This is a genomic window from Psychromonas arctica DSM 14288 (assembly GCF_000482725.1).
In the GTDB taxonomy this organism is placed as follows: Bacteria; Pseudomonadota; Gammaproteobacteria; order Enterobacterales; family Psychromonadaceae; genus Psychromonas; species Psychromonas arctica.
Genome location: NZ_AXWP01000069.1, coordinates 1 through 23,780, shown reverse-complemented (window position 1 = coordinate 23,780; position 23,780 = coordinate 1). Strand labels below are relative to the sequence as shown.

At 36.6% G+C, this 23,780-nt stretch carries 20 protein-coding genes; 7 read left to right on the top strand and 13 right to left on the bottom strand.

The genetic code is table 11. The annotated features are described in order from the left end of the window. The first annotated feature begins 456 nt into the window (after positions 1–456). Complete coding sequence (locus H592_RS0110130) at positions 457–1,845, top strand: L-cystine transporter (protein ID WP_028868680.1); 1,389 nt, start codon at positions 457–459, stop codon at positions 1,843–1,845. 199 nt (positions 1,846–2,044) lie between these two features. Here the strand turns inward: H592_RS0110130 and H592_RS0110125 are convergent, their stop codons facing one another. The 7 genes from H592_RS0110125 to lepA all read right to left on the bottom strand — a co-directional run bounded on the left by H592_RS0110125 (position 2,045) and on the right by lepA (position 9,411). Then, positions 2,045–3,271: an aminotransferase class V-fold PLP-dependent enzyme gene (locus H592_RS0110125; RefSeq protein WP_028868679.1), complete on the bottom strand. Its 1,227-nt coding sequence runs from the start codon at positions 3,269–3,271 to the stop codon at positions 2,045–2,047. Positions 3,272–3,406: 135 nt separating this feature from the next. Further along, positions 3,407–4,147, bottom strand: coding sequence for a pyridoxine 5'-phosphate synthase (pdxJ, locus tag H592_RS0110120; RefSeq protein ID WP_028868678.1), 741 nt, complete (start codon positions 4,145–4,147; stop codon positions 3,407–3,409). A gap of 19 nt (positions 4,148–4,166) precedes the next feature. Further along, complete coding sequence (recO, locus tag H592_RS0110115) at positions 4,167–4,868, bottom strand: DNA repair protein RecO (RefSeq protein WP_028868677.1); 702 nt, start codon at positions 4,866–4,868, stop codon at positions 4,167–4,169. 16 nt (positions 4,869–4,884) lie between these two features. Continuing rightward, positions 4,885–5,787 (bottom strand): GTPase Era, encoded by a 903-nt coding sequence (gene era / locus H592_RS0110110; RefSeq protein WP_028868676.1) that lies wholly within the window; start codon positions 5,785–5,787, stop codon positions 4,885–4,887. A 70-nt stretch (positions 5,788–5,857) separates the two neighbouring features. Beyond that, positions 5,858–6,544, bottom strand: coding sequence for a ribonuclease III (rnc, locus tag H592_RS0110105; RefSeq protein WP_028868675.1), 687 nt, complete (start codon positions 6,542–6,544; stop codon positions 5,858–5,860). Beyond that, positions 6,541–7,461 (bottom strand): signal peptidase I, encoded by a 921-nt coding sequence (gene lepB, locus H592_RS0110100; protein WP_028868674.1) that lies wholly within the window; start codon positions 7,459–7,461, stop codon positions 6,541–6,543. Before lepB ends, rnc begins: the two co-directional genes overlap by 4 nt. A 153-nt stretch (positions 7,462–7,614) precedes the next feature. Then, positions 7,615–9,411: a translation elongation factor 4 gene (gene lepA, locus H592_RS0110095; protein ID WP_028868673.1), complete on the bottom strand. Its 1,797-nt coding sequence runs from the start codon at positions 9,409–9,411 to the stop codon at positions 7,615–7,617. 751 nt (positions 9,412–10,162) lie between these two features. Between lepA and H592_RS0110090 the strand changes: the two genes are divergently transcribed. Beyond that, positions 10,163–10,654 (top strand): RNA recognition motif domain-containing protein, encoded by a 492-nt coding sequence (locus tag H592_RS0110090; protein WP_028868672.1) that lies wholly within the window; start codon positions 10,163–10,165, stop codon positions 10,652–10,654. Between the two features lie 166 nt (positions 10,655–10,820). On the opposite strand, the gene H592_RS0110085 is transcribed toward H592_RS0110090, so the two are convergent. Continuing rightward, positions 10,821–11,690, bottom strand: coding sequence for a LysR substrate-binding domain-containing protein (locus H592_RS0110085; RefSeq protein WP_028868671.1), 870 nt, complete (start codon positions 11,688–11,690; stop codon positions 10,821–10,823). A 385-nt stretch (positions 11,691–12,075) separates the two neighbouring features. On the opposite strand from H592_RS0110085, the gene hisC reads away from it, so the two are divergent. Both hisC and H592_RS0110075 read left to right on the top strand, forming a co-directional pair. Continuing rightward, entirely contained in the window at positions 12,076–13,164 is a 1,089-nt protein-coding gene (gene hisC, locus H592_RS0110080; RefSeq protein WP_028868670.1) for a histidinol-phosphate transaminase, read from the top strand. A 23-nt stretch (positions 13,165–13,187) separates the two neighbouring features. Beyond that, the gene (locus H592_RS0110075) at positions 13,188–13,964 is read left to right on the top strand and encodes a transporter substrate-binding domain-containing protein (RefSeq protein ID WP_028868669.1); all 777 of its coding nucleotides are present in this window, start codon (positions 13,188–13,190) and stop codon (positions 13,962–13,964) included. A gap of 134 nt (positions 13,965–14,098) precedes the next feature. On the opposite strand, the gene H592_RS0110070 is transcribed toward H592_RS0110075, so the two are convergent. Together H592_RS0110070 and H592_RS0110065 are read right to left on the bottom strand one after the other, a co-directional pair. Then, positions 14,099–14,569, bottom strand: a complete 471-nt coding sequence (locus H592_RS0110070; protein ID WP_028868668.1) for a heme-degrading domain-containing protein — start codon at positions 14,567–14,569, stop codon at positions 14,099–14,101. Beyond that, the gene (locus H592_RS0110065) at positions 14,566–15,618 is read right to left on the bottom strand and encodes an oxidoreductase (protein WP_028868667.1); all 1,053 of its coding nucleotides are present in this window, start codon (positions 15,616–15,618) and stop codon (positions 14,566–14,568) included. Before H592_RS0110065 ends, H592_RS0110070 begins: the two co-directional genes overlap by 4 nt. Before the next feature lie 651 nt (positions 15,619–16,269). On the opposite strand from H592_RS0110065, the gene H592_RS22000 reads away from it, so the two are divergent. Both H592_RS22000 and H592_RS0110055 read left to right on the top strand, forming a co-directional pair. Then, a complete protein-coding gene (locus H592_RS22000; RefSeq protein WP_245600403.1) occupies positions 16,270–17,319 on the top strand; it encodes an HD domain-containing phosphohydrolase in 1,050 nt (349 codons plus the stop codon). 190 nt (positions 17,320–17,509) lie between these two features. Beyond that, positions 17,510–20,041: a hybrid sensor histidine kinase/response regulator gene (locus H592_RS0110055; protein WP_028868666.1), complete on the top strand. Its 2,532-nt coding sequence runs from the start codon at positions 17,510–17,512 to the stop codon at positions 20,039–20,041. A 69-nt stretch (positions 20,042–20,110) separates the two neighbouring features. Here H592_RS0110055 and H592_RS0110050 read toward each other — a convergent pair whose 3' ends face one another. Next, entirely contained in the window at positions 20,111–20,995 is an 885-nt protein-coding gene (locus H592_RS0110050; RefSeq protein WP_084296259.1) for a crotonase/enoyl-CoA hydratase family protein, read from the bottom strand. Positions 20,996–21,574: 579 nt separating this feature from the next. On the opposite strand from H592_RS0110050, the gene H592_RS0110045 reads away from it, so the two are divergent. Then, on the top strand, positions 21,575–22,930 hold the full coding sequence (locus tag H592_RS0110045) for a hypothetical protein (RefSeq protein WP_240923612.1): 1,356 nt from the start codon (positions 21,575–21,577) through the stop codon (positions 22,928–22,930). A gap of 309 nt (positions 22,931–23,239) precedes the next feature. On the opposite strand, the gene H592_RS0110040 is transcribed toward H592_RS0110045, so the two are convergent. Then, positions 23,240–23,428, bottom strand: coding sequence for a hypothetical protein (locus tag H592_RS0110040; RefSeq protein ID WP_028868663.1), 189 nt, complete (start codon positions 23,426–23,428; stop codon positions 23,240–23,242). A gap of 6 nt (positions 23,429–23,434) precedes the next feature. Then, a partial coding sequence (locus H592_RS0110035) for an IS630 family transposase (RefSeq protein ID WP_028868662.1) occupies positions 23,435–23,780 on the bottom strand: 346 nt, incomplete at its 5' end.

Sequence of the window (23,780 nt, the reverse complement as noted above, 5' to 3'; positions counted from 1 at the left end):
AGAGTCATTATTGATTGTTTGGGCCCAATATATCAAAAAATTTATTCCTGAAAAGGCGAGGGTTTATTCCTAAAACTGGTGCGGAATGTCGGATTTAGAAAATATTTTTTAGGGATACGCCTCTGCGGCCCTAGCTCAAAAGCTTAAACACTAAGCTAGGTTGTTTGAAAATACTGTTTTGGAAATAAATACTGTTTTGGAAATAAATAGTGCTGTAGAAATAAATAGCGTTGTGGGAGTAAATATGCGTTAAGTTTTTACTTAACTTTAGCTTCGATAATGACAGTAAAAACCTCTTATAACTAAATCATATATATCATGCTTTAACTGGCTTTGTCATTTTGCGATTAGGTAATTAAAATCTCAACTTACTATCATCTAGTTCACAGTTTCAAAGTACAAATAACGTCAAAAGCTGTTCATTTCACTCATATTTATCATTATTAAGGAAATCCCATGTCAATTGCAGTTATCGCTAATCTTGCAATATTTGTTTTCATCCTTTTGTTCCTGTTTCAACAACAAACAAAAGCGACTACCTTGTCTCGACAGGTATTACTCGGTTTAGTTTTTGGTAGTGCCTTTGGTCTTATTATTCACATGTTTTATGGTGAAGGAAACCCTATCATCAGTGAAACATTAGCATGGGTAAATGTAGTAGGCAGTGGTTACGTTGGCCTATTAAAAATGGTGATTATGCCATTAGTCTTAGTATCCATGATTGCAGCAGTAGTGAAGCTCGAAAATTCGGGATCATTAGGTAAAATTAGTGCATTAACCATTGGCGTTTTATTATTTACGACCATGATTGCAGCGCTGATTGGTATTGCGGTCACGCAAATTTTTGGCCTTTCTGCTGCGGGCCTTTCTGAAGGTGTTCGTGAGACAGCTCGCATTAGTGTGCTTGAGACTCGTCTAGGCAGTGTAGCCGACCTCACTATTCCGCAAATGCTAGTCAGTTTTATCCCTACTAACCCGTTTGCAGATTTAACAGGCGCACGCTCAACCTCGATTATTGCGGTGGTTATTTTTGGTATTTTAGTCGGTATCGCAGCACGTCGAGTGATGATTGAAAAGAAAGAGCTTGAATCGCCGATCCGCACTTTTATTGAAGCGGCTCAATCAATTGTTATGCGCCTTGTTAAAATGATTATTGCGCTAACACCTTACGGTATAGCGGCATTAATGACAAAAGTTGTCGCAACATCGAGCTTAGGTGATATTTTAAGTCTGCTCGGCTTTATTGTTGCTTCTTATATCGCGATTTTCTTAATGTTTATCGTGCATGGATTATTAGTTTCGTTAGTTGGTGTAAGTCCAACACAATACTTTAAACGTATTTGGCCTGTACTAACATTTGCTTTTACATCACGTAGTTCTGCTGCGACCATTCCATTGAATGTTGAAGCACAGATTACCAAACTAAATGTGCCGCCTGCGATTGCAAACTTATCGGCGACCTTTGGTGCAACCATTGGTCAAAATGGTTGTGCTGGTATCTACCCTGCGATGCTTGCTGTTATGGTTGCTCCAACCATGGGTATTAACCCAATGGAATTTAACTTCATTCTTTCATTGGTAGCGATTATTGCAATCAGTTCATTTGGTATTGCAGGCGTTGGTGGCGGTGCGACCTTTGCAGCCTTGATAGTGTTACCAGCAATGGGCTTACCAGTCACAATAGCAGCCTTACTTATTTCAATTGAACCTTTAATCGATATGGCTCGTACTGCCTTGAATGTCAGTGGTTCAATGACAGCAGGCACCATCACATCACGTTTATTAGGTGATAAAAAAGAGATCAATAAATCGTTTAAGTTAACGCCAACACAAGCTGTAGAGTAATTAATGCGCTAACTGTTAACTGCAATAGTTAGCAGTTAGCGCTTATTACAAGAATAAAGCATCATAATAAACAAAAAATCCCACTAACCTTCGCGCTAATAAAAAGCAGAGAAGAATAGTGGGATTTTTAATTTAATGAAACTTTTAATTTAATGGACCTTTAATACTTTTATCTAATGCCCCTTTGATCAAGCTTTATTTATTCCTGCAACATTTGAATGACGCTTTGGAGTGCCTTAATAAACACTTTCGCTTCGTCTAGCGTATTATAGACTGAAAATGACACTCGAATAGTACCGCTGTATTGCAGTACCGACATCAATGGCATAGCGCAGTGTGAACCACTTCTAACGGCAACCCCCTGCGCATCTAATAACATCGCAATATCAGTGCTGTGTTCGCCTTTAACAATAAAGCTAATGGCACCAGATTTATTTAAATCTTGAGCAAATACAACAACATCTTGTATCTCTTTTAAAGCTATCTCGGTATAAGCTAATAACCTTTGTTCATGTTGTTCAAGAATACTTTTCTCTAAGCTATTTACAAAATCAATAGCAGCACCTAAACCAATCACACCAGCAATATTCGGCGTACCAGCTTCAAACTTAAAAGGCAGTCGATTATAAGTTGTCTGTTCAAAGCTAACCGTATCAATCATCTCCCCTCCCCCTTGCCAAGGAGGAAGTTGTTGTAATAAATCATATTTTCCATACATTACACCAATGCCAGTTGGGCCAAATAGCTTATGTCCGGAAAATAAGTAAAAATCACAATCCAAGGCTTGTACGTCAACCTCAAGGTGTGCAACTGCTTGGGCACCATCAATAATGACTTTAGCGCCCTTCTGATGGGCTAAATCGATTATTTTTTTAATTGGATTAATAACGCCTAAAACATTTGATACATGTGCAATAGAGACAAGTTTAGTGCTTGCCGTTAGTAATGCTTTAAATACTTCGACATTTAAACAATGCTCCTGCGTCAACGGAATAACCTTAATAATAGCGCCCGTTTGTTTCGCAAGCATTTGCCAAGGGACAATGTTGGCATGGTGCTCAAGGGCACTAATAATAATTTCATCACCTGCCTGCAGTTGCTGAGCAAATATGTTTGCTAATAAATTAATGCCTTCTGTAGTACCTTTAGTCCAAATAATTTCTTCTGAACGAGATGCATTAATAAATTGCTGCACCTTACTACGGCTCTGTTCAAAGCATGCCGTTGCTTGGTTACTCAGCGCATGACTGGCACGATGCACATTTGCATTACTGGTTTGATAATAATCACAAATAGCATCAATCACAGATTGTGGTTTTTGCGTGGTGGCGGCATTATCAAGATAAACCAGCTGATGCTTATTAACTTGCTGATCTAAAATAGGAAACTGTGCGCGTAATTGCTCAATATAAAGATCTGAACTCACGTGACACCTCTGTAAAGGGGATAAAATAAGGGATGTGTTCTAGCTTGCCAACTGGCGCATAAAAGCAGATTAATAAGCACTCATCTTTGTGAATGACTCATGCTTATATTCAATTGTTGATTTATTGGCTGTCATTTATAGACTATGATTTCGGCCTTCAATCATTAAACGTTTCATTTCACTAACGGCAACCGAGAAACCATCAATTAACGCACGCGCCACAATCGCATGGCCAATGTTCAGTTCGATAATTTCAGGTAAAGCAGCTATAGGCTTAACGTTATGATAATTCAAACCATGTCCCGCATTCACTTTAATACCCGCTTGATGTCCATAAGTTGCGGCCTTAGCAACACGTGCTAATTCAGCTTCTTGAATATCTTCCGTTTCGGCATCAGCGTATTTACCTGTGTGTAATTCAACATAAGCAGCCTTCATTTTTACCGCTGCATCTATTTGCGCAGCTTCAGGGTCAATGAATAAACTCACTTGAATATTAGCTGCGTTTAAACGCTTCACTGCAGCTGCTATTTTATCGTAATTACCGACAACATCTAAGCCACCTTCCGTCGTCAATTCTTCACGCTTTTCAGGGACTAAACAAACAAAAGTAGGTTTAGTTTTTAAGGCAATCTCAACCATTTCATCGGTTACAGCCATTTCTAAATTCATACGTGTTTGTAATGTTTGTGCCAGCACAGCAACATCACGGTCGTTAATATGACGGCGATCTTCACGAATATGAATAGTAATACCATCTGCACCAGAGGTTTCAGCTACCGCCGCTAAATGTGCAGGTTCTGGATAACATGTACCACGTGCATTACGAAGTGTTGCAACATGGTCGATATTCACACCTAATAATATTTTGCTCATGCTCTTTCCTTTATTATATTTATTTGGCCGCAAATAAAGCACGGCTATGTAATGGTTTATCACCTAATAAGTTAGCAAGCGCCTGTCGACAAAAGCGCTTAGCCATCTTTAATGTAGCTTCATTATCAAGCTTACGCTGTGATAAGTTAATTATATCTGCACCATCGTAAACCTGTTGAGGATTGCAAATAGCCTGTTTAGCAAAAAAGCCAAGCTGTTGTTTATATTGATATTGAAAGCCTGCTTCAATCACTTCATCACTGTATACATCGTGATCAAAATTAACACCATAACCGAGCGTTTCTAATAATGTTAATTCAAATAAGCGTAGAGCTTTTTGCGGATCATCATCTCTAGCGACACTGATCAGAGTACGTTGGTAGCACTCAAATAAACCATCACAAGCAGTCTCAGCTTGTAATAGCCGATATAACAGTTCATTCATATACATCGCGATATACAAACGTTGCCCCTGTAAAGGCACCACCTGTGTTTGCGCCTCTAATGACTTAACTGTTTTCAAACTACTACGGCCAAAGTAACTAGCGAGCAGCAGGGTGAACGGTTGCGCCATACCGCGTTTCATACGAGTACTACTACGACCGCCTTTAAAAACAAGGCTAACTTTACCGACATCTTGGCAAAACAAATCAACAATTTGACTTGTTTCTCCATAGGGACGTCGGTGTAATATAAATGCATTATGGCATTCTATGGACATAAATTACGCCGCTGTATTAACCGTTGTAATCGTCACCATAACCAAGCGAACGTAACGCTCTGTCATCATCTGCCCAACCCGATTTAACTTTAACCCAGATTTCTAAGAATACTTTTGAGTCAAATAACTCTTCCATATCTAGTCGCGCTTGTTTCCCAATCGCTTTTAGTTTTTCGCCTTTATTACCGATCACCATACGTTTTTGGCCATCACGCTCAACTAAAATAAGTGCATTAATATGTAAAAGACCATTGGCTTTTTGTTTAAATTGTTCAATTTCTACGGTCACAGAATAAGGTAATTCATCACCTAAGAAGCGCATCAATTTTTCACGTACAATTTCTGATGCCATGAATCGAGATGAACGGTCAGTGATATAATCTTCTGGGAAATAAAACTCAGACTCAGGTAATACCGCTTTTGCCCATTCACGAATTTTTTCAACGTTATCACCGGATTTGGCTGACATAGGCAAAATATGAGCAAAATCATAAAGCTTACCGATTTTCTGTAAATGCGGCAGTAATAACTCTTTATCTTCTACATTATCAATTTTATTAACCGCTAAAATAACCGGGCATTTTAAATACTGGAATTTTTTTAATACCATTTCATCATCGGCATTCCAATGCGTACCTTCAACCACAAACACAATCATTTCAACATCATTGATAGAACTTGATGCTGCACGGTTCATTAAACGGTTAATGGCGCGCTTCTCTTCAATATGTAATCCAGGCGTATCAACAAAAACAGTTTGGTAATCACCATCGGTATCGATACCTAGAATACGGTGACGCGTAGTTTGTGCCTTACGCGAAGTAATACTTACTTTTTGTCCAAGTAATGCATTAATAAGCGTTGATTTCCCTACATTAGGGCGCCCGACGATTGCGACTAAGCCACATTTTTGTGTCATTATTTAGCTCCTAAATAGATGAAAGTTAAAGTTAAAAGTACAGGTAAATAAATAGTATTGAGTAGTAACATTATTGCTCACCTAATAATGCAGTTAACATGTTTTTCGCGGCAACTTGTTCCGCTTTACGACGACTAGTGCCTTTACCTTGCACTTGCTTCATGCCTTCAATTTGACAACTCATGGTAAATTGTTGGTTGTGCGCTTCACCTTTTACATCTAACACTTCATAAAGTGGCAATGCTTGTTTACGCGATTGTAAGTGTTCTTGTAGGCGAGTTTTAGGATCTTTCTGACTAATCCCCGGTTGGATTGTATTAAGGCGGCTTTCAAACCAGCTTAATACCAGCTTGTTTGCAGTATCGATATCAGAATCTAAAAAAATCGCACCGATAATTGCTTCCACACCGTCAGCAATAATTGAGTCACGACGGAATCCACCACTTTTCAGTTCACCAGGACCTAAAATTAAGCAGTCACTTAATACAAATTCACGTCCCACTTCTGACAACATTTTTCCACAAACTAAGGTGGCACGCATACGACTTAAATCACCTTCATCTACTTTAGGAAAACGTTTATATAAATCAGTCGAGATAGCAAAACTTAAAATTGAATCTCCTAAAAATTCTAATCGTTCATTATGTAAACCCAAGGCACTTCGATGAGTGAGTGCTTGTTTTAATAATGAAAAATCTGAAAACTCATATCCAATGCGCTTCTCTAAACGTTTTAATTCTTGTTCTTTGATCTTCATTTTATACTACCTATACGTTCAAAACGTACATTACTTGGTACCCAATTTGGTAAGAAACTATCCGCCCCACGGTCAAACTCAAAGCTGATCCATTTAGCAACGGCTTTACCGACTAAATTGCGCTCAGGGACAAATCCCCAAAAACGGCTATCACGGCTGTTATCACGGTTATCACCCATCACGAAATAATTACCTTCCGGTACCACCCACTCATAAGCATAAGTGGTGACATCTTTTTGTTGGAAATAAGCTTGCACGGGTTCACCACGTAATGGATTGATTAATAACTGATGTTTCACGTCACCTAATACTTCTGAATACACTTTGACAGTATTTGCTTCATGTTTGAAGTTTTGCTCGCCTAAGAATTCCATATCTAACTTTTTATAATCACCACACTTGGCTTCTTCGCAGGCAGCAATGATGTACAGTTGTTTATCTTTATAAACAATACGATCACCGGGCAACCCCACCACACGTTTAATAAAATCAACGCGTTGATCTTCAGGGTATTTAAACACAGCAACATCACCACGTTCTGGATGCCCCGTTGGTATAAGTGTATTTTGCCAAACAGGCTCTTTAATACCATATGAGAATTTCTCAACGAGAATAAAATCCCCCACCAACAGTGTTGGCATCATCGAACCCGATGGAATTTGAAACGGTTCATAAATAAATGAACGTAAAATAAATACCGTTGCAATCACTGGAAATAAACTACGTGCATTCTCAATAATTGGATTTTCTGGGTACATTTTAGCTAAGGTTTTATCATCTAATTCTATTTCAGATTGAGCTTGAAAATCGGCATAAGCCTGTTTACGCTTTTTCGCCCACTTTATTTTATCAAATACCCAGGCTGCGCCCGTTAATAGCGTTAAAACCACTAATATCAATGCAAATGAATTTGCCATTTTTTTTCCTATTAATTTTATAAATCATATTAATTAATATTTTTAACTAATATGACTCGTTTAAAATACAAAATGCGCGGGTTAATAAACCAGCGCATTAGCTTTTATTAATTGCTACCGCCCTTTACTTAACAAGGGGTTAGCAATTGAAGACTACTTATCTTTACCTATATGCAATACAGCTAAGAAGGCTTCCTGTGGCACATCAACATTACCCACAGACTTCATGCGTTTTTTGCCCTCTTTCTGTTTCTTCAGCAGTTTTTTCTTACGGCTAATATCACCACCGTAACATTTTGCTAATACATTTTTGGTCAACTGTTTAACCGTTGAACGAGCAATAATTTTACTGCCAATCGCTGCTTGTATTGCAATATTAAACATTTGACGAGGAATGAGCTCTTTCATTTTCTCGACTAATTCACGTCCGTAAGCTTCTGCATTATCACGATGTGTAATTAATGCTAATGCATCAACACGATCGCCATTGATCATCACATCAACACGTACCATTTCAGCTAATTGGAAACGAACAAAATTATATTCTAATGATGCATAACCACGGCTAGTCGATTTCAATCTATCAAAGAAGTCCATTACTACTTCACCCATTGGGATCTCGTAAGTTAACGCGACTTGATTACCGTGATAAGTCATTTTTGTTTGCACACCACGTTTACCGATACATAAGGTAATAACATTACCTAAGTAAGCTTGTGGTACTAAAATGTTACATTCAGCGATTGGCTCACGAATTTCTTTAATATTATTAGTCGGAGGCAATTTAGCTGGACTATCAACATATTGAACTTCACCATTATTGGTTTCAACCTCATAAATTACAGTTGGAGCCGTTGTGATCAAATCAATGTCGTATTCACGCTCTAAACGCTCTTGAATGATCTCCATGTGTAATAAACCTAAGAAACCACAACGGAAACCAAAGCCTAGTGCAGACGAGTTTTCTGGCTCATATAACAATGACGCATCATTAATACTTAGTTTACCTAGCGCATCACGAAAGTTTTCATAATCATCAGAACTAACAGGGAATAGACCTGCATAAACTTGAGGCTGTACACGTTTAAAACCAGGTAATGGTTTAGGCGCTGGATTATCAGCTAAGGTTAATGTATCGCCCACTGGCGCACCTAAAATATCTTTAATACCAGAGATGACGTAACCCACTTCACCTGCTTTCAAGATACCTGTTTCTTTTTGTTTCGGTGTAAAATATCCCACTTTAGTAACAAGATGAACTTGACCCGTGGTCATTACTTTCATTCTATCGCCGACTTTAATTTTACCATGCTTGATACGTACTAAGGACACTACGCCTTGGTAGTTATCAAACCATGAATCGATGATTAATGCTTGTAATGGTCCATCCATCTCACCTTCTGGTGGTGGAATCATTCTAACAATCTCTTCTAGTACTAAATCAATACCTAACCCTGTTTTAGCAGAACAACGTACCGCATCGGTTGCATCAATACCGACGATATCTTCAATTTCTTCAGCAACACGATCTGGTTCAGCAGCCGGTAAATCGATTTTATTTAAAATAGGTACCACTTCTAAGTTCATTTCTAATGCGGTGTAACAGTTTGCTAAAGTTTGTGCTTCTACGCCTTGCCCAGCATCAACCACCAATAACGCGCCTTCACAAGCCGCTAAAGAACGTGATACTTCGTAAGAGAAATCTACGTGCCCAGGCGTATCGATGAAGTTAAGTTGGTACGTTTCACCATCTTTAGCTTTATAATCCAAAGTCACACTTTGCGCTTTAATGGTAATACCACGTTCGCGCTCAATATCCATAGAATCGGTTACTTGTGCCGCCATTTCACGTTCGGTTAAACCACCACAAGTACTGATTAAACGGTCTGACAATGTGGATTTACCATGGTCGATATGGGCAATGATTGAAAAGTTACGAATATTTTTCATGAATACTTTAAATACCTTGTTAGTGACGACATTGTGCATTGCGATACAAGTTCTTCAAAATTGAGAACCACTTTATCGCAGCTTATACCAATCGTAATCATTAAGAGATCTATTCTACTTGTTAAAATAGCTTGTTTTTAATTGCCAGTTTCGTAAAGGGAACAACCATTTACAGCAATTTCCACATCAAACTAAGTTATTATTAACGTAAAATTAAAATCGTATATTTGATACCATTGGCATTACTTAACACTGCTTTTTTGCAGTTATTAAGCGGCTTTAATGCTTATTTTTAATATCTGTTGATAGCACGCCTAATTTGCGCAGCTTAATTGCGGTGCATTCTAGCTAATTTCTGTTTTAATCTCCATCTTTAAACACTTCAGTCTTTATCATTTGAAGTCAATATTTAACATCCTATTATTTTATCCGTTTGAAAGTTTAACTTTTGCAATTCAAACAAAACGCAGTATAAAAAAACAGCGCCCAACGATTATATTTCATACACAAGCAGCGAGGCTTGCTTCACATTTTTAACTTTTCATCAACAAGATCAAAGTGGATTTGCCAATCTATTAACGCTAAATCGTTTTTTTGACATACAATAGCTTAGCTTTTAATGGATTGACAATGGCAAGGATACAGCCACCATTCTCTAAAGCACTATGTGATGAATTCAAACAATGTTTTTGAATAAACACTTACGTTTCTAGTTATTTTTCTTTTATTATTTTTTTGAGGTTATTAAATTATGAAATCAAACACTCCAGTGTTGCTTTCTGTTGCAGTTGCCGTTATTGGCGCAGCTGCGATCACTTTACTTCCAATCACACTAGGTGGTGCCGTTTTATTTGCTGCAGGTGCTGTCATTAGTGGATTCTTAATTCAATTTGCAAATTCAAGTACAAGCACTGCATCAAAAAGTACAAGCTCAGTAGCGGCTTCAACAACCAGCGATGCAGAAGGTGATTTTGCAACCACTACGCTTTATGTTGGTAATTTACCTTACCGTGCAAATGAAATGGCGATCCGCACGCTATTTTCAGAACACGGTAAAGTTATTTCAGTGCGTCTCATGAAGGACAAACATACAGGTAAACGCCGTGGTTTTGGTTTTGTTGAAATGCCAGAAAGTGACGCCGCCAATGCAATTCAAGAATTAAATGAACAAGAGTTCCAAGAACGTTCATTGAAAGTACGTGAAGCAAATGAGCGCACGCCACGTGAAGAATCTAACGATTAACTTAACGCTTTATTAGTTTCAGAGTAAGTAGCTTTAAAAATAAGCAGCTTATTAAGCGAACGAGCTTGTTGAGTAAATAGATTACATAAAATCCGAGAACAATTACTGCTCTCGGATTTTTTATGCATTGTATTTTTATTCGATTAACGCTAAAAAAACAAAACTATTAGTTCTCTAACCAATTGATTAAGTTCTGTAATGTAAGGTTATTGGTGACCTTTGGAAAAACGAAATAATAGCCCTTTCCAGATTTAACCTGCAATGAATGAGGCTGACAAAGTCTTCCTGCTTCAAGATCAGAAGCAGCTAACGTCACATCCCCAATACTGATCCCAAACCCCTGAATAGCAGCACCGACCGCCAAATCCAACGTTGCAAAATTTTGATGATGTTTGGTGGTGAATGATGCACAACCAGCTTCATTCAACCATAAAATCCAATCGCTTTGCTGTGGTGTTGCATGTAACCATGGTAATTGCCCCATCTCTTCGATACTAAGCTGTGTTTGTGCCTTAGTTAATAAAGAAGGAGAACACACCGGTGTTAAATATTCTTCAAATAGCAACTGACTACTTAAGTTTTTATCTTTAATAACAGTGCAATAGCAAATAGCAGCATCAAATGACTCAAAGTCAAAATTTATATCATGTTTAATGGATGACGTTAGTTCTACGGCAATATCTGGGAATGCCTGCTGAAATGCCATTATTTTGGGTAATAACCATGTGGTAATGCAACTAGGCACTTTCAACCTAATGTTAGGTTTAATATCAGAAACTTTTTCGACTGCGCTTTTCATCTGATTAATCACTTGCTTAACCAGCGGCAAAAAATCTCTGCCCTTATCAGTTAAACTCAAACCACGTGCATGGCGATGAAACAGAGGAATATTTAATTTTTTCTCAAGTGAAATAATCTGACGACTGACCGCTCCCTGGGTTAAATTTAAAGTTTGTGCCGCGACAGTAAACTTTAAATGTTCAGCAGTAACAATAAATGCCAGCATCTCCTTTGTAGATGGTAAACGGTTATCCATCAATACCTCATTTTTATAACGTGAAAGATTAGTCAGTTATTGTTTTTCATTCAATGACAGTGCTGTTTCTCAAATAAAAAGGGGTTAGATAACTAGGCTTAAATAACAAGCTTTTAAACTTAATCAATTAATTAAACACTTGAAGGTAAGTGCAACACTAGATGTGTTTATACGAATAAAGCATCTAACCCGTTACCTATTAACAGGGGTAACTATTGAGCTATGTGTTTTATGCATACCTACTATACCAATTTTTCGTTTCTTATTTCAATGAACATTTGTTTAAATCGCTTACAATCCAAAAAATGAATATTTACGCACTTTTGCAGTATAAATATTCAACCTTAATTTTTAGCTGTATTTAACTTCAATCGGAAACACGTTAATGAAATCATTAGCATCAACATTAGTACCAAGCGCAGTAGAAAAGCTAGTTCCTTACCAGTCTGCACGTCGTTTAGGCGGTAGCGGACATTTATGGCTAAATGCTAATGAACTTGAAACGTGCGCTCAATATGGTGACCTCTCTAAAGGTAGCAGTAACCAATACAATCGTTATCCTGATTTTTTACCACAGGACACTGCACAAGCTTACCTCGCTTATTGCGAGCAAGGTGTTGGTAAATTAGATAGTGAAATAGTGACCGTACGAGGTGCAGATGAAGCAATAGATCTATTGATTCGTACTTTTTGTACACCAGGGAATGACCAAATAATTATTTGCCCTCCCACCTATGGAATGTATGAGTTTTGCGCCGATTCATTTGCAGTAACAACCAATAAAATTCCGTTGTTAGATAATTTTCAATTAAATGTTGAACAAATTAAAACTCAGTTGCCCACCAGCAGCTTATTGTTTTTATGTTCACCTAACAATCCTACCGGTAATAGTATTAAGCAAGCCGATATTATTGAATTATTAGAGGCCAGTAAAACATCTACCTTAGTGGTTATCGATGAAGCTTACATTGAATTTTCAGCACATCAAAGTGCGTTACACTTAATGAATAAACACCCACATTTAATCGTAATACGCACCCTATCAAAAGCGTTTGGATTAGCCGCTATTCGCTGTGGATTTTTGTTAGCAGATAGCAGTGTAATGGCTTATGTTAACCGTCTTATTCCACCTTACCCTATCGCGGATCCTAGTGCTGAAATTGCATTAAAAGCATTATCAGACACTGGCTTACAAGCCATGTCCAAACAAACGACTGAATTGATTGAGATTCGTGATTGGTTTACATCTGAGTTACAACAACTAGATATTGTTGAGACGATTTATAGTAGCCAGACTAATTTTGTATTAATTAAGTTTAATGCCGGCCTTAATGTATTTAATTACCTCGTTAAGCAGGGAATTATTACACGTAACCAAGCTCATGAAGCCGCGCTTAGTGACTGTGTACGAATCACTATCGGCTCCAAAAAAAGTATGCTCGAAACACTCAATACACTAAAACATATACAATAACATTACGCTAGAAGGATCTAAACATGAAAGCATTACATATTGCAGCGATTGTATTATCGTCACTTTTTATTACCTCATTACAAGCCCAAGAAACTAAGCCTATACGCCTATCTTCTGACTTTACTTACCCCCCTTTTAATTATAAGGATAATACCGGTAAGCCGGTTGGTTTTGATATCGAGATCGCTGATGCTTTGTGTAAACAAGCAGAGCTAAAATGTGAGTGGGTAACACAAAGTTGGGATGGACTAATTCCAGGTTTATTATCAAGAAAATCGGACGCGATTATGGCCTCTATGCGCATTACTGAAGATCGTAAAAAACGTGTTTTATTTAGTCATAAATATTACCAAACACCAGCCAGTTTTGTGACCGCTAAAGATGCAAATTTCAATATCGATAAAGCAGGCTTAACAGGTAAAGTTATTGGCGTTCAAGTGGGTACCATACATGATAATTATGTGACTGATATGTACGGTGATGTTGCTACTATCAAACGCTATAGCGGACAAGACCAAGTATATATTGATTTAGCCAATGGTCGTTTAGATACCGCCTTTGCAAATTCAGATCAATTAGTGTTAGCTTTTTTAGAAAAAGAACGTGGCGCTAACTTTGCGTTAAAAGGTAAGTTAGTAACTGATAAAGCTTATGTAGGGGAAGGTACTGCACTGGCTTTTCGTAAAAATAATAAAGCATTAGCAGAGAAATTTAATGCCGCTATTGCAGAAATCCGTAAAAATGGTACCTATGATAAAATAGCAGCAAGTTATTTTAGCTTTGATATCTACGGGCAATAGATTTAAAGGCGCTCATTAAACCTAGCTAAGATAAACTGTATTAAGTAAGAATGCGCAACAGAGAAATAGCAAAAAGCCATTGCAGATAACATAAGCAATGGCTTTTATAAAATTTCAAAGTAAATAAATCATGGTCAGTACGACTCAACTAACTCCGCCAAGGTATCCACTATCAATTGATGATCTTGCTCCTGCGGTAATCCAGAAACTGTCACCACCCCTACTACACCTGAATTTTTAATAATAATTGGAAAAGCCCCACCATGAGCACAATACAGATCAGCGTCAATATGGTCTTGCTGTTCAAACACTCTATGCTTAGCGCTATTATATTGACCTATATAATAAGAACTATGACCAAAACGCAACACGGTTTGACGTTTACGTTTGATCCAATGTAGATTATCAGGCTGAGTTCCAGGCATTGCGTAGCTAAATAGGCATTGGTTAAAAGCATAAACTTCAATTGTAACTTGTGCCTCTCTCTTTTCGGCTAATTGTTTCAATTTACAACCTAACGCCCAAGCTATTTGATTGTTAAAAAACGTAAACTGTAACTGTGATTCTTGTGCTAATAAATCATTTAATGAATAGGTTGAACTCATAATTTAACTGCCATTTTTTTTCCTAAACGTTCACTTTCCATCGCTAATTCAATCAAACGGATATTCCATAATGCATCCTCTGCAGAAACGGGCACTTGACCAGCGTTATTAATAGCATGAGCAATACCTTGATAAAAGTGTTGGTAACCACCTAATTCTGTTTTAACCGCCACTAACGCGTCTTCAGTGTATAAAGTACCGTATTGCTCTACACTTTCATTATTCCAATGTTCACCGTCAGGTCGTATACCTGCTTTCAATAGATCTTCCTGCGGATCCAATCCTAATTTTCTGTAAGTACCTTGGTCCCCCTGAATATTAAAACGTAAATTGGGGCCAGCAGAGAATAAAGAAGCACTCAAAGAGGCTAATTTATCGGGATAATGGAGTGTTAAATTAAAATAATCAATATTTGAGGAGCCTTCACGCGTGATCTTACAATGTGCTGTAATCGCATCAGGTAGTCCAAATAGTTGTAAAGCTTGATCAATTAGGTGCGGCCCTAAATCAAATAAAATACCACCACCATCTTGAGAATTTTCTCGCCAGCGTTGACGAACAACAGGTCTGAAACGATCAAAATGAGATTCAAAATGCTTGATCTGCCCCAGTGTTTTTTCTTCAATAAGCTTCTTAACCGTTAAAAAATCCCCGTCCCAACGACGATTATGATAAATGCTAAGTAATAAGCCTTTTTCTTTAGCAAGACTTATCAAAGTATTTCCATCGGTGATTTTTGTTACGAATGGTTTTTCTAAAATAACATGCTTATTATTTTCTAACGCTAATTTAGCTAATGAAAAATGTACATTATTGGGTGCAGTAATAATCACTAATTGCGCATCGGTATTACAAATCATCTCTTCTGCAGTTAGATAATGCTGCACTTTGGGCCAATCTTGCTCAACAGTATCAACTTGACTACTACTGATCGCGGTTACATCAAATTCAGATAGAGTGTCAATAAAAGGAAGATGGAAGGTTTTAGCTGAAAAGCCATAACCAACAATAGCCGTTTTAATGAGGCTGTTATTGAAGCTTTGAGTCATGGTCGTTTCCTTAATTTATTAAGAAGAAAATAATCACATAGTGGATAGTAAATGATTATGCGTTAATAGTACGAGGTTATTACATACGATGATTTAATCAAAATCGATTAATAAAATAAATTACATGACCGCATTACTATTTACTGAATCAATATTTATTTCACGTTCTTAACTGCGCTAGCATTAACTAGTTCATTATCAAATACTTCACGATTAAAGAATCTGTACCTTTGTAATATACCGATAATTTTACTTATAAACATATGTAATTAAAGTTCAGGTTTAGGTTGTGTTCTAAATTGCAGTCATTTACGCTACTCATAACTGAGTATTTTTGTGTTATTTAAAATCAACAAAAATAATAATAGTAGTGATAAAATAACAAAAAAAAGTGTCCCAATAAGATTAAATTGATCATTTTTTAATTAACAACCTAAAAGATACGTTATCATCTATGACTCTGTCATAAAATCATCTCGACAAGCTTCTCATTTACAGCAGCCTAGAAGATGCCGACACACATAATAATAATCATAATCATATGTATCAAAATTAGATGCTAGGTAATAGGAAAATTATTAGAGGGTAAATAAAGTTACACCTGTCCTATTACATCAACTAATTTTTTAAAATTTAAGTGGAAGTACTATTGTGAATGACCAAAGACAAGTGGTGATCGTTGATGATCAATCAACGGGAAGGATGATCTTAGAAAAAATTATTCTACAAATTGCTGATGACATTACAGTCATTGATTTTTCGGATCCTAGAGAAGCACTAAACTGGTTAAAAGACAACCAAGCAGACCTTATTGTCACCGATTATAGAATGCCCGGTTTAAATGGAATAGAGTTCATTGAAGCGGTGCGTAACACAGCAACAGGTGAACATATTCCGATCATGATGATCACTGTTGTTAGTGAAAAAAAAGTGCGTCATGAAGCCCTAGAAGCAGGTGCAACCGCATTTTTAAATAGACCTATCGACCAAATCGAATGCCGTACAAGTTGCAGAAACTTATTAAAACTACATAAGCAACATGTGATCATTCAAAATAGAGCCGATTGGTTAGCAGAGCAAGTACATTTAGCCACAGAACAAATTCTTCAGCGAGAACAAGAAACGATCTTAAGACTTGCGAAAGCAGGTGAATATCGCGATGAAGAAACCGGTAATCATGTTATTAGAATGGCAAAATATGCCAAAGAAATAGCTAAAGAAATCGGCTTAAATGAGAATGAATGTAATGATCTTGAACATGCTGCGCAAATGCATGATATTGGAAAAATTGGTATACCTGACCGTGTCTTATTAAAAGCAGGGAAATTCGAGCCTGAAGAATGGGCTATCATGCAAACTCATACCACTATTGGTTATGAAATCCTTTCTGGTAGCCAATCAAAATATATGCAAATGGGGGCCATTATTGCGCTCAATCATCATGAACGTTTTAATGGTGAAGGTTATCCAAGCCAATTAAAAGGATCTCAAATTCCACTCATTGCACGTATTGTTTCCGTTGCCGATGTATATGATGCTCTTATGTCTGTTAGACCCTATAAAAAAGCATGGTTACTTGAAGATGCGATTGATTTTCTGAAAAAACAATCCGGTACGCAATTTGATCCTCGCTGTGTTGATGCATTTTTAAAACGATTAGATAACATAATAGCAATAAACCGAGAATACCCTGATAGCTGATAGCAACTAAATATTAATGACTAATAACTTATTCTCAATAGAAAATGACTGAGCACTTGTTCTTAATCGCTAGCTACTGACAATTATTAGAATGTAATCGCTAACACATAAAGGTGGACAATTTAAACATTAGAACACCACACTATAACCCCTAGCTCACAATAGACGATTAAATGGATTCGATGTCTTAATGAACCTACTATGTAAAAAACTAAATGCAGTCAAAACCTATGTAAATCAAACTGATGATCCAGAACCTGAACAAGCCTTAGTACGTGTTTTTATAAGCCTGTTATTAGTCATTTTTTTGTGCATCCCATGGAGCGTTGAAGCGCCACTTAGTAGCCTATTCGATTCAACCATAAAAATAGTAATATTAACGGCGACAAGCATGGCGCTCGCTATCTTTATTTCCATTATGGTCAATACTAGAATCAGTCCAACAAGAAGAGTGATTGGAATATTTTTAGATTTAATTTCACTCTCTATATTAATGGCAACCGCCGCCGAAGAAACCGTGTACTTATTTGTATTTTATCTATGGGTTATTTTAGGTAATGGATTTAGGTTCGGGGTTAATTACCTTTATATCTCTCTAATAGTAGGAACAATAGGTTTTTTATCTGCTATTTATTGGGGAGATTATTGGCAAGAAAATACAAGGGTGGCAATCAGTCTCTTAATCGTCATTACCTTGATCCCGCTGTATTCTATATTTTTAATAAAAAAACTATATGCAGCAATCGACATGGCAGAGAAAGCGAACCAAGCTAAGACTCGCTTTTTAGCTAATATGTCACATGAACTAAGAACCCCTTTGAATGGTGTTTTAGGTCTTGGTGACTTACTCACTGAAACTAAACTCGACCAAGAACAACGCAGCCTTGTAAGCACCATGCAAAGCTCAGCAAAAACATTATTAGGCTTGATTGAAAAAGTACTCGATATTTCCAAAATTGAGGCTGGGAAAATAGAGATTAATAAAGAGTCAGTGGATTTACATACGTTAATTAACTCTATTATCAGTACCCAAAAACTGATTGCTAGAGCGAAAGGATTAATCGTTACTTCAACAATTGATTCTGATGTACCGTTACGGCTTGAAGCTGACCAGCAGTACATTCGCCAAGTCTTAGTTAATTTAATCGGTAATGCAATAAAGTTTACTGACCAAGGGTCCATTAAACTGCATGTATATAAAGTATCAGAGCAGAAAGATACCACTGTCATTCGTTTTGACATCAAGGACACTGGGATTGGTATTGATAAACAGTCATTACTTAACGTATTTGATGACTTTACGCAGGTCGGAAAAGCCACAATACGCCATATAGATGGTACCGGATTAGGTACCACTATTTCAAAAGAATTAGTGGAGTTAATGGGTGGAAAAATAGGTGTTAAAAGTGAATTAGATCAAGGCTCAACCTTTTGGTTTGAATTGCCTTTTACTATTCTACCCAATGCATCTTTAACTGTTAGTGACAATGATTTATTAATTATGGCAACCGAAACCACCCAAAAATCGATCCAGTCTTTTCTAAAAGTCTGGGATTTATCGGCAGATTTTGTCACCTCTCCAGTGCATGCTTTATCGATGCAAAAACAAGCATTAGAACAACAACTTGGTTATAAAATACTGCTTGTGGATCGCTTTAGCCTACAAGGCATGAGCCCAACACAATTTATTACACTATTAACATCCGAAAAATTATTAGACGGACTCTCATTAGTACTGCTTAACCCAGAAGATAAACACCTGCATAATGAAAAAATAGAGCAACACTTTGTATCGGTGATTGCCGACATCAATGATAAACGATCATTATTTAATGCCTTACATACCGCACAACATATCGATAGTCAGAATAAAAAAGTCGTTTCTTTGAGTGAGTTTTATGAAAGCCAGCACGGCGCTAAAGCATTAAATATTTTAATTGCAGAAGACAATAAGGTTAACCAACAAGTACTGTCAGGTATTCTAAAGCGAGCAGGTCATTCTATTGTCATCGCTGATGACGGAGAGCAGGCGTTAGATAAATTAGCGGCCAATTTAGAACACTTTGACTTATTAATTGTCGATAAAAATATGCCTAAGTGCTCTGGTGATGAAGTTGTACAAGCATTACGCTTTATGGACACCGACAACACACTTCCAATTATTATGTTAACGGCCGATGCCACCCCTGAAGCGAGGGTATTAGGTATTAGCTTAGGTATTAATGAATTTTTAACTAAACCCATTGATTCTCATGAGCTATTGAAAAAAATAGCGGTAATTTCCAACACTTCTAATTCGACTATTAGCAACATAACGAATACTTCAACAACCATAACAAACCTTAACAAGCAGCAGCCAGAGAGTGAATGGTATAATAGTGCCGTCCTTGAAGAACTATTTCTATTAGATGATGATGTTGAATTTATGAGACGATTAATAACAGGTTTTACAGAAGACGGTAATAAACATATTAAATACTTACAACAAGTTATTAATAGTGACTATTTGCAATTCCGTGAATCACTGCATGCTTTAAAAGGTGCTGCATCGGAGCTTGGAGCAAACAGACTAGCTGAAATATGTAGGAAAGGAGAGGAATGCAAACCTTATGATATTGGCACTCAAGAGATCACTCTATTAGTGAGTGATATTGAATACAATTTTATTAAAACTGTAGAAGCTTTAAATAATGCCTTAGTAAAATCTTCTACAGGAAAATAAGATAAAAGTTATAGTGCTTTTGCTATGGCTTTATATCTATTTTGAAATGGGAACTTTGCATAACTTAGATTATGAGATATTTTTTGCTGATTGACGCATCACTAACCTTTCCATCATTCTAAGATCTTTAGCTGTTAACTTTAACGCTGAATCGACCCAAATATTAGTCACATCTATTAGCTCTTTATAAGGAATCGGCGCACAAATATCACGTACTTTGCGAATAGCTTGATAACTGTTTGCTTTTCGATTTGCCGCATTAATATAACGATAGACTTCTTTTTCTCCTTCTCCTTTCTCAGCCAGTATGTCAACGATCCCTAACTCAAACAACTCTTCTGCTACATACAATTTACCACTTAAAATAATTTCTTCTGCTTTTGCTGCACTTACTTTTCGACTAAGTAATGAATATGCTCCCATTCCAGGAAATAGATTAAATAAGACCTCTGGCAAGCCAAGCTTGGTGCCGCGCTCAGCAATTAAGACATTACTTGATAAAGCACCTTCAAACCCTCCTCCAAGTGCATCACCTTGAACTAAAGCAATAGTAGTCAGTTCTGAATCAAGATGAGTGATATTATGGTACAAAACATCAATACATTTGGTCGCATAAGCGAGCAATCCTGCGCGATCTTGTTTTTTTATCAATTCAAGAAAAACGGCTAAATCGCCACCTAAATTAAAAATACCATCAACATCAGAAGCAAGGATCAGATAATCATATTTTTGCTGTTCGCTAGTAACCATCTCTGCTTTAATGTTTTTCGCATAATCATTTAACTCATCTAATAATAAGGTACTAAAACATGGGCGAGGCTGCGCATTCATAAAGTACCAACCTGCTTTATATTTTTCATCATAGTGTGTTTTAAGCTGTGAGTATTCCTTATTTAACTGATCTTGTTGAGCGATAATATTTACGTTATTTTTTCTTGCTAGGTTATCAATCATTATTATTTCCTTTAGTTTTTAATGTGCTCAATCAGAGATCTAAAAGCACCTATTTAGTATCTGACGACATTGACAGATACCTCTAAAGTGTAGCAAGAATGGAAATTATCGTTAGTTTACTTAAAGACTAATGAGATCAAAAATATCAATAAAATCAATAACTTTATTTTTTATTATGACTTATTAAATACCGAGTAAAAAACAGAGAACCAAGATGAACAAACGTAAATGCATGTAAAAGCCTTGAAACCTAAAAGTTAAATTTACAAACAGCTCTAAGATAAAGCTCCGTTACACTTACACTTTTTTCAATATCTTATGATCTCTATGTTGGTTATTATCAAACCAAAACAAGGAATTGAATTCAATATTATTTACTCGTCATATCAACACCTTTAGTGACAAATATATAGAATCAGTTAACACCTCATTTTCTATGTATTTTTATATTAAATCAGGGATAAAATTATTTACTAAGCCGCTTTAATTAAACTTCATCTCAGCAACCGTAATAATCATTCTAATAGTGCTTCTCATTTTTATTATTTTTAAATCAATTAATTAGTGTATATTTATTGAATGAATGCAGTTAATGCATGGGTTTTATATCGTTTTGGTGGTTTTATGTCAGTGCTCTCTACAAACAGCGTTTTTACTTCTCTTCAACAATCAGGGCCTTTCACTGTTTCTGAACATTCACTAAATATCGGACGCTTTTCTCAACAAACGCGTCAATGGCTAAAAAATTTACAAAAGAATCCTAACAACGTCACAAAATATCGCGCTTTACGTAGCCAAATATTTGAATTTTTAGGTGTTGATGATTTTGAGCAAATTCAAACCCTCATTTCAGATAAAGCATTACGAGAAAAGCGCTCTGAGCGAGCATTATGCTTATTAGGTAATATGTTTGGCATCAACGGTAACCTCAATGAAATAAAGAGCCGTGTAGATGAGTACTCACGGACAGCCGATGCGGTCATTCACTCTATTATTGGTAAAATCCTTTCTCCCTATGCATCACATATTGAAGCGACCAATGAGATAGAAGTCACTAACAACCCCGTTGAGCTATTATTAATCATGTTCAATGATGGTTACCATAAAAAAGCACGCTTTGAAGCACGCCGTAAACTCATTTTAATGACCCTCGCAGCAAGTATCGATCAACGAGAACGAGAAACAGACATTGAAAGCAAATTTTCCGCTTTTCTAGCCTTTTTAAACGGTTATGTTTGGAGCCCGAATTTAAAAATAGGAGAACTGGATCCCGTCTACCTTTATTCAAAACATCGACCAGAAGACTTTAGCTGTAATGCAGTAACGGTTTTGGATCCAGCACAGGCTAAGTTAATACAACTAGCAAAAGGTGAAAAGTTAACTCTATTAAAACGTCGTAGTTTTACCGTCGGAGTGAAAAAAACACCCATTTATGTTTCTATTAGAAAAAAACCACCGCAGGCAAAGGTTTTAAAGTTATTACGAAAAAACCAAAAAAATCCAGCGGTTGCAGTAGATGATGAACTTGGATTGATGGCTGTACTTGATTCGGTAAGCGATGTAAAAGCTTTTCAACAACACCTTACGCGCAGCGCTTCAAAAGCTAATTCTTTAATGGTTTTAGAGGATATATCCGACACTTTAAGTGAACATTCTCAATATCAAGGTCGTGCAGTAGGGTCGAGTGATAAAACAGCTATGATGAAGTTTTTTGCTCGTTTAGGCGGTATGCGAGTGGAATTTATTATCCATACGAATAAAACTTGGTTAAATTATAGATACCAACAAGATGTTGCTCATAATGAGTACGAAGTAAAACGTATCTTTGATACTGGCGTGATTGAACTACTATTCCCGATGGATATTTTTCATCTCAAACACCTTAAGACCCGTGATGAAATGGTGCAGTTTTTTCGTAAGCAAATAGAGTCTTAAAGGCGTTAGCATTGGTGACTCAAATAAGGATTAAATGTCCTGAATTAAGCCGCTTATGCTTATTCGTTTATACCTTAGTTACTTGCTCGATGTTCAAAAAGTAGCTCCTTGTACAAAAGTAACTCTTTGTGCAAAAAGGAGCTCAGGGCGTAAAGGTACAGTTTAGTGATTTAAATGATAACTTGCTCCAATAAATAAGCTTAACCTTTATCGAATGTTACGAATCGAATGTTACTAATCGAGCGTTACGACTATTTTTTATTACAAAAAAGCACTTAGGAATTACTTGGATTCAAATAATAAGTGTATTTATAAACTTTTAAATTCTAAGCGATAGGACTTTTCTGCAATATAGGCTTTAGTCAACTTCACGTGTGAAAACTCTGGAGTTTGGTCAATAATTGTTTTTATTTTGTCAGCAAGCTCCTCTGAAGCATTCGCTCCTAAAATAATCTCCTTAATGATTTCTTTAGGATATTTAAATAAATGTATACCCATCCCACTTCAAGATGCAGGCGTTAGCTTTTGAAAGTTGTCATTAATTCGACTCGATAATGAGTCTCCTATCTCAGGAAGTTTACTTTCAAAAAACTGATCAATCTGTTCTCGAAATTCTTGGGCACTAGAAAAATATTTATTATTTCTCACATGTTCATTCATTACTTTCCACAGTCGCTCTATTGGATTCAAATTGGGGCTGTAAGGTGGTAAATAATGAAGTTGAATATTAAGCTCATTCGCTTTGTTTTTTACTATATTTGACCGATGATAAGCTGCGCCATCGAGTACCAAATGAATACTCAGATCCGGCGGATGTTGTGCCCTCAATTCTGCTAAGAAAATATTAATA

Coding starts and splice junctions, on each gene's coding strand:
- H592_RS0110130 (WP_028868680.1), top strand. CDS start 457: ATGTCAATTGCAGTTATCGCTAATCTTGCAATATTTGTTTTCATCCTT.
- pdxJ (WP_028868678.1), bottom strand. CDS start 4,147: ATGAGCAAAATATTATTAGGTGTGAATATCGACCATGTTGCAACACTT.
- recO (WP_028868677.1), bottom strand. CDS start 4,868: ATGTCCATAGAATGCCATAATGCATTTATATTACACCGACGTCCCTAT.
- era (WP_028868676.1), bottom strand. CDS start 5,787: ATGACACAAAAATGTGGCTTAGTCGCAATCGTCGGGCGCCCTAATGTA.
- rnc (WP_028868675.1), bottom strand. CDS start 6,544: ATGAAGATCAAAGAACAAGAATTAAAACGTTTAGAGAAGCGCATTGGA.
- lepB (WP_028868674.1), bottom strand. CDS start 7,461: ATGGCAAATTCATTTGCATTGATATTAGTGGTTTTAACGCTATTAACG.
- lepA (WP_028868673.1), bottom strand. CDS start 9,411: ATGAAAAATATTCGTAACTTTTCAATCATTGCCCATATCGACCATGGT.
- H592_RS0110090 (WP_028868672.1), top strand. CDS start 10,163: ATGAAATCAAACACTCCAGTGTTGCTTTCTGTTGCAGTTGCCGTTATT.
- H592_RS0110085 (WP_028868671.1), bottom strand. CDS start 11,690: ATGGATAACCGTTTACCATCTACAAAGGAGATGCTGGCATTTATTGTT.
- hisC (WP_028868670.1), top strand. CDS start 12,076: ATGAAATCATTAGCATCAACATTAGTACCAAGCGCAGTAGAAAAGCTA.
- H592_RS0110075 (WP_028868669.1), top strand. CDS start 13,188: ATGAAAGCATTACATATTGCAGCGATTGTATTATCGTCACTTTTTATT.
- H592_RS0110070 (WP_028868668.1), bottom strand. CDS start 14,569: ATGAGTTCAACCTATTCATTAAATGATTTATTAGCACAAGAATCACAG.
- H592_RS0110065 (WP_028868667.1), bottom strand. CDS start 15,618: ATGACTCAAAGCTTCAATAACAGCCTCATTAAAACGGCTATTGTTGGT.
- H592_RS0110055 (WP_028868666.1), top strand. CDS start 17,510: ATGAACCTACTATGTAAAAAACTAAATGCAGTCAAAACCTATGTAAAT.
- H592_RS0110050 (WP_084296259.1), bottom strand. CDS start 20,995: ATGATTGATAACCTAGCAAGAAAAAATAACGTAAATATTATCGCTCAA.
- H592_RS0110045 (WP_240923612.1), top strand. CDS start 21,575: ATGAATGCAGTTAATGCATGGGTTTTATATCGTTTTGGTGGTTTTATG.
- H592_RS0110040 (WP_028868663.1), bottom strand. CDS start 23,428: ATGGGTATACATTTATTTAAATATCCTAAAGAAATCATTAAGGAGATT.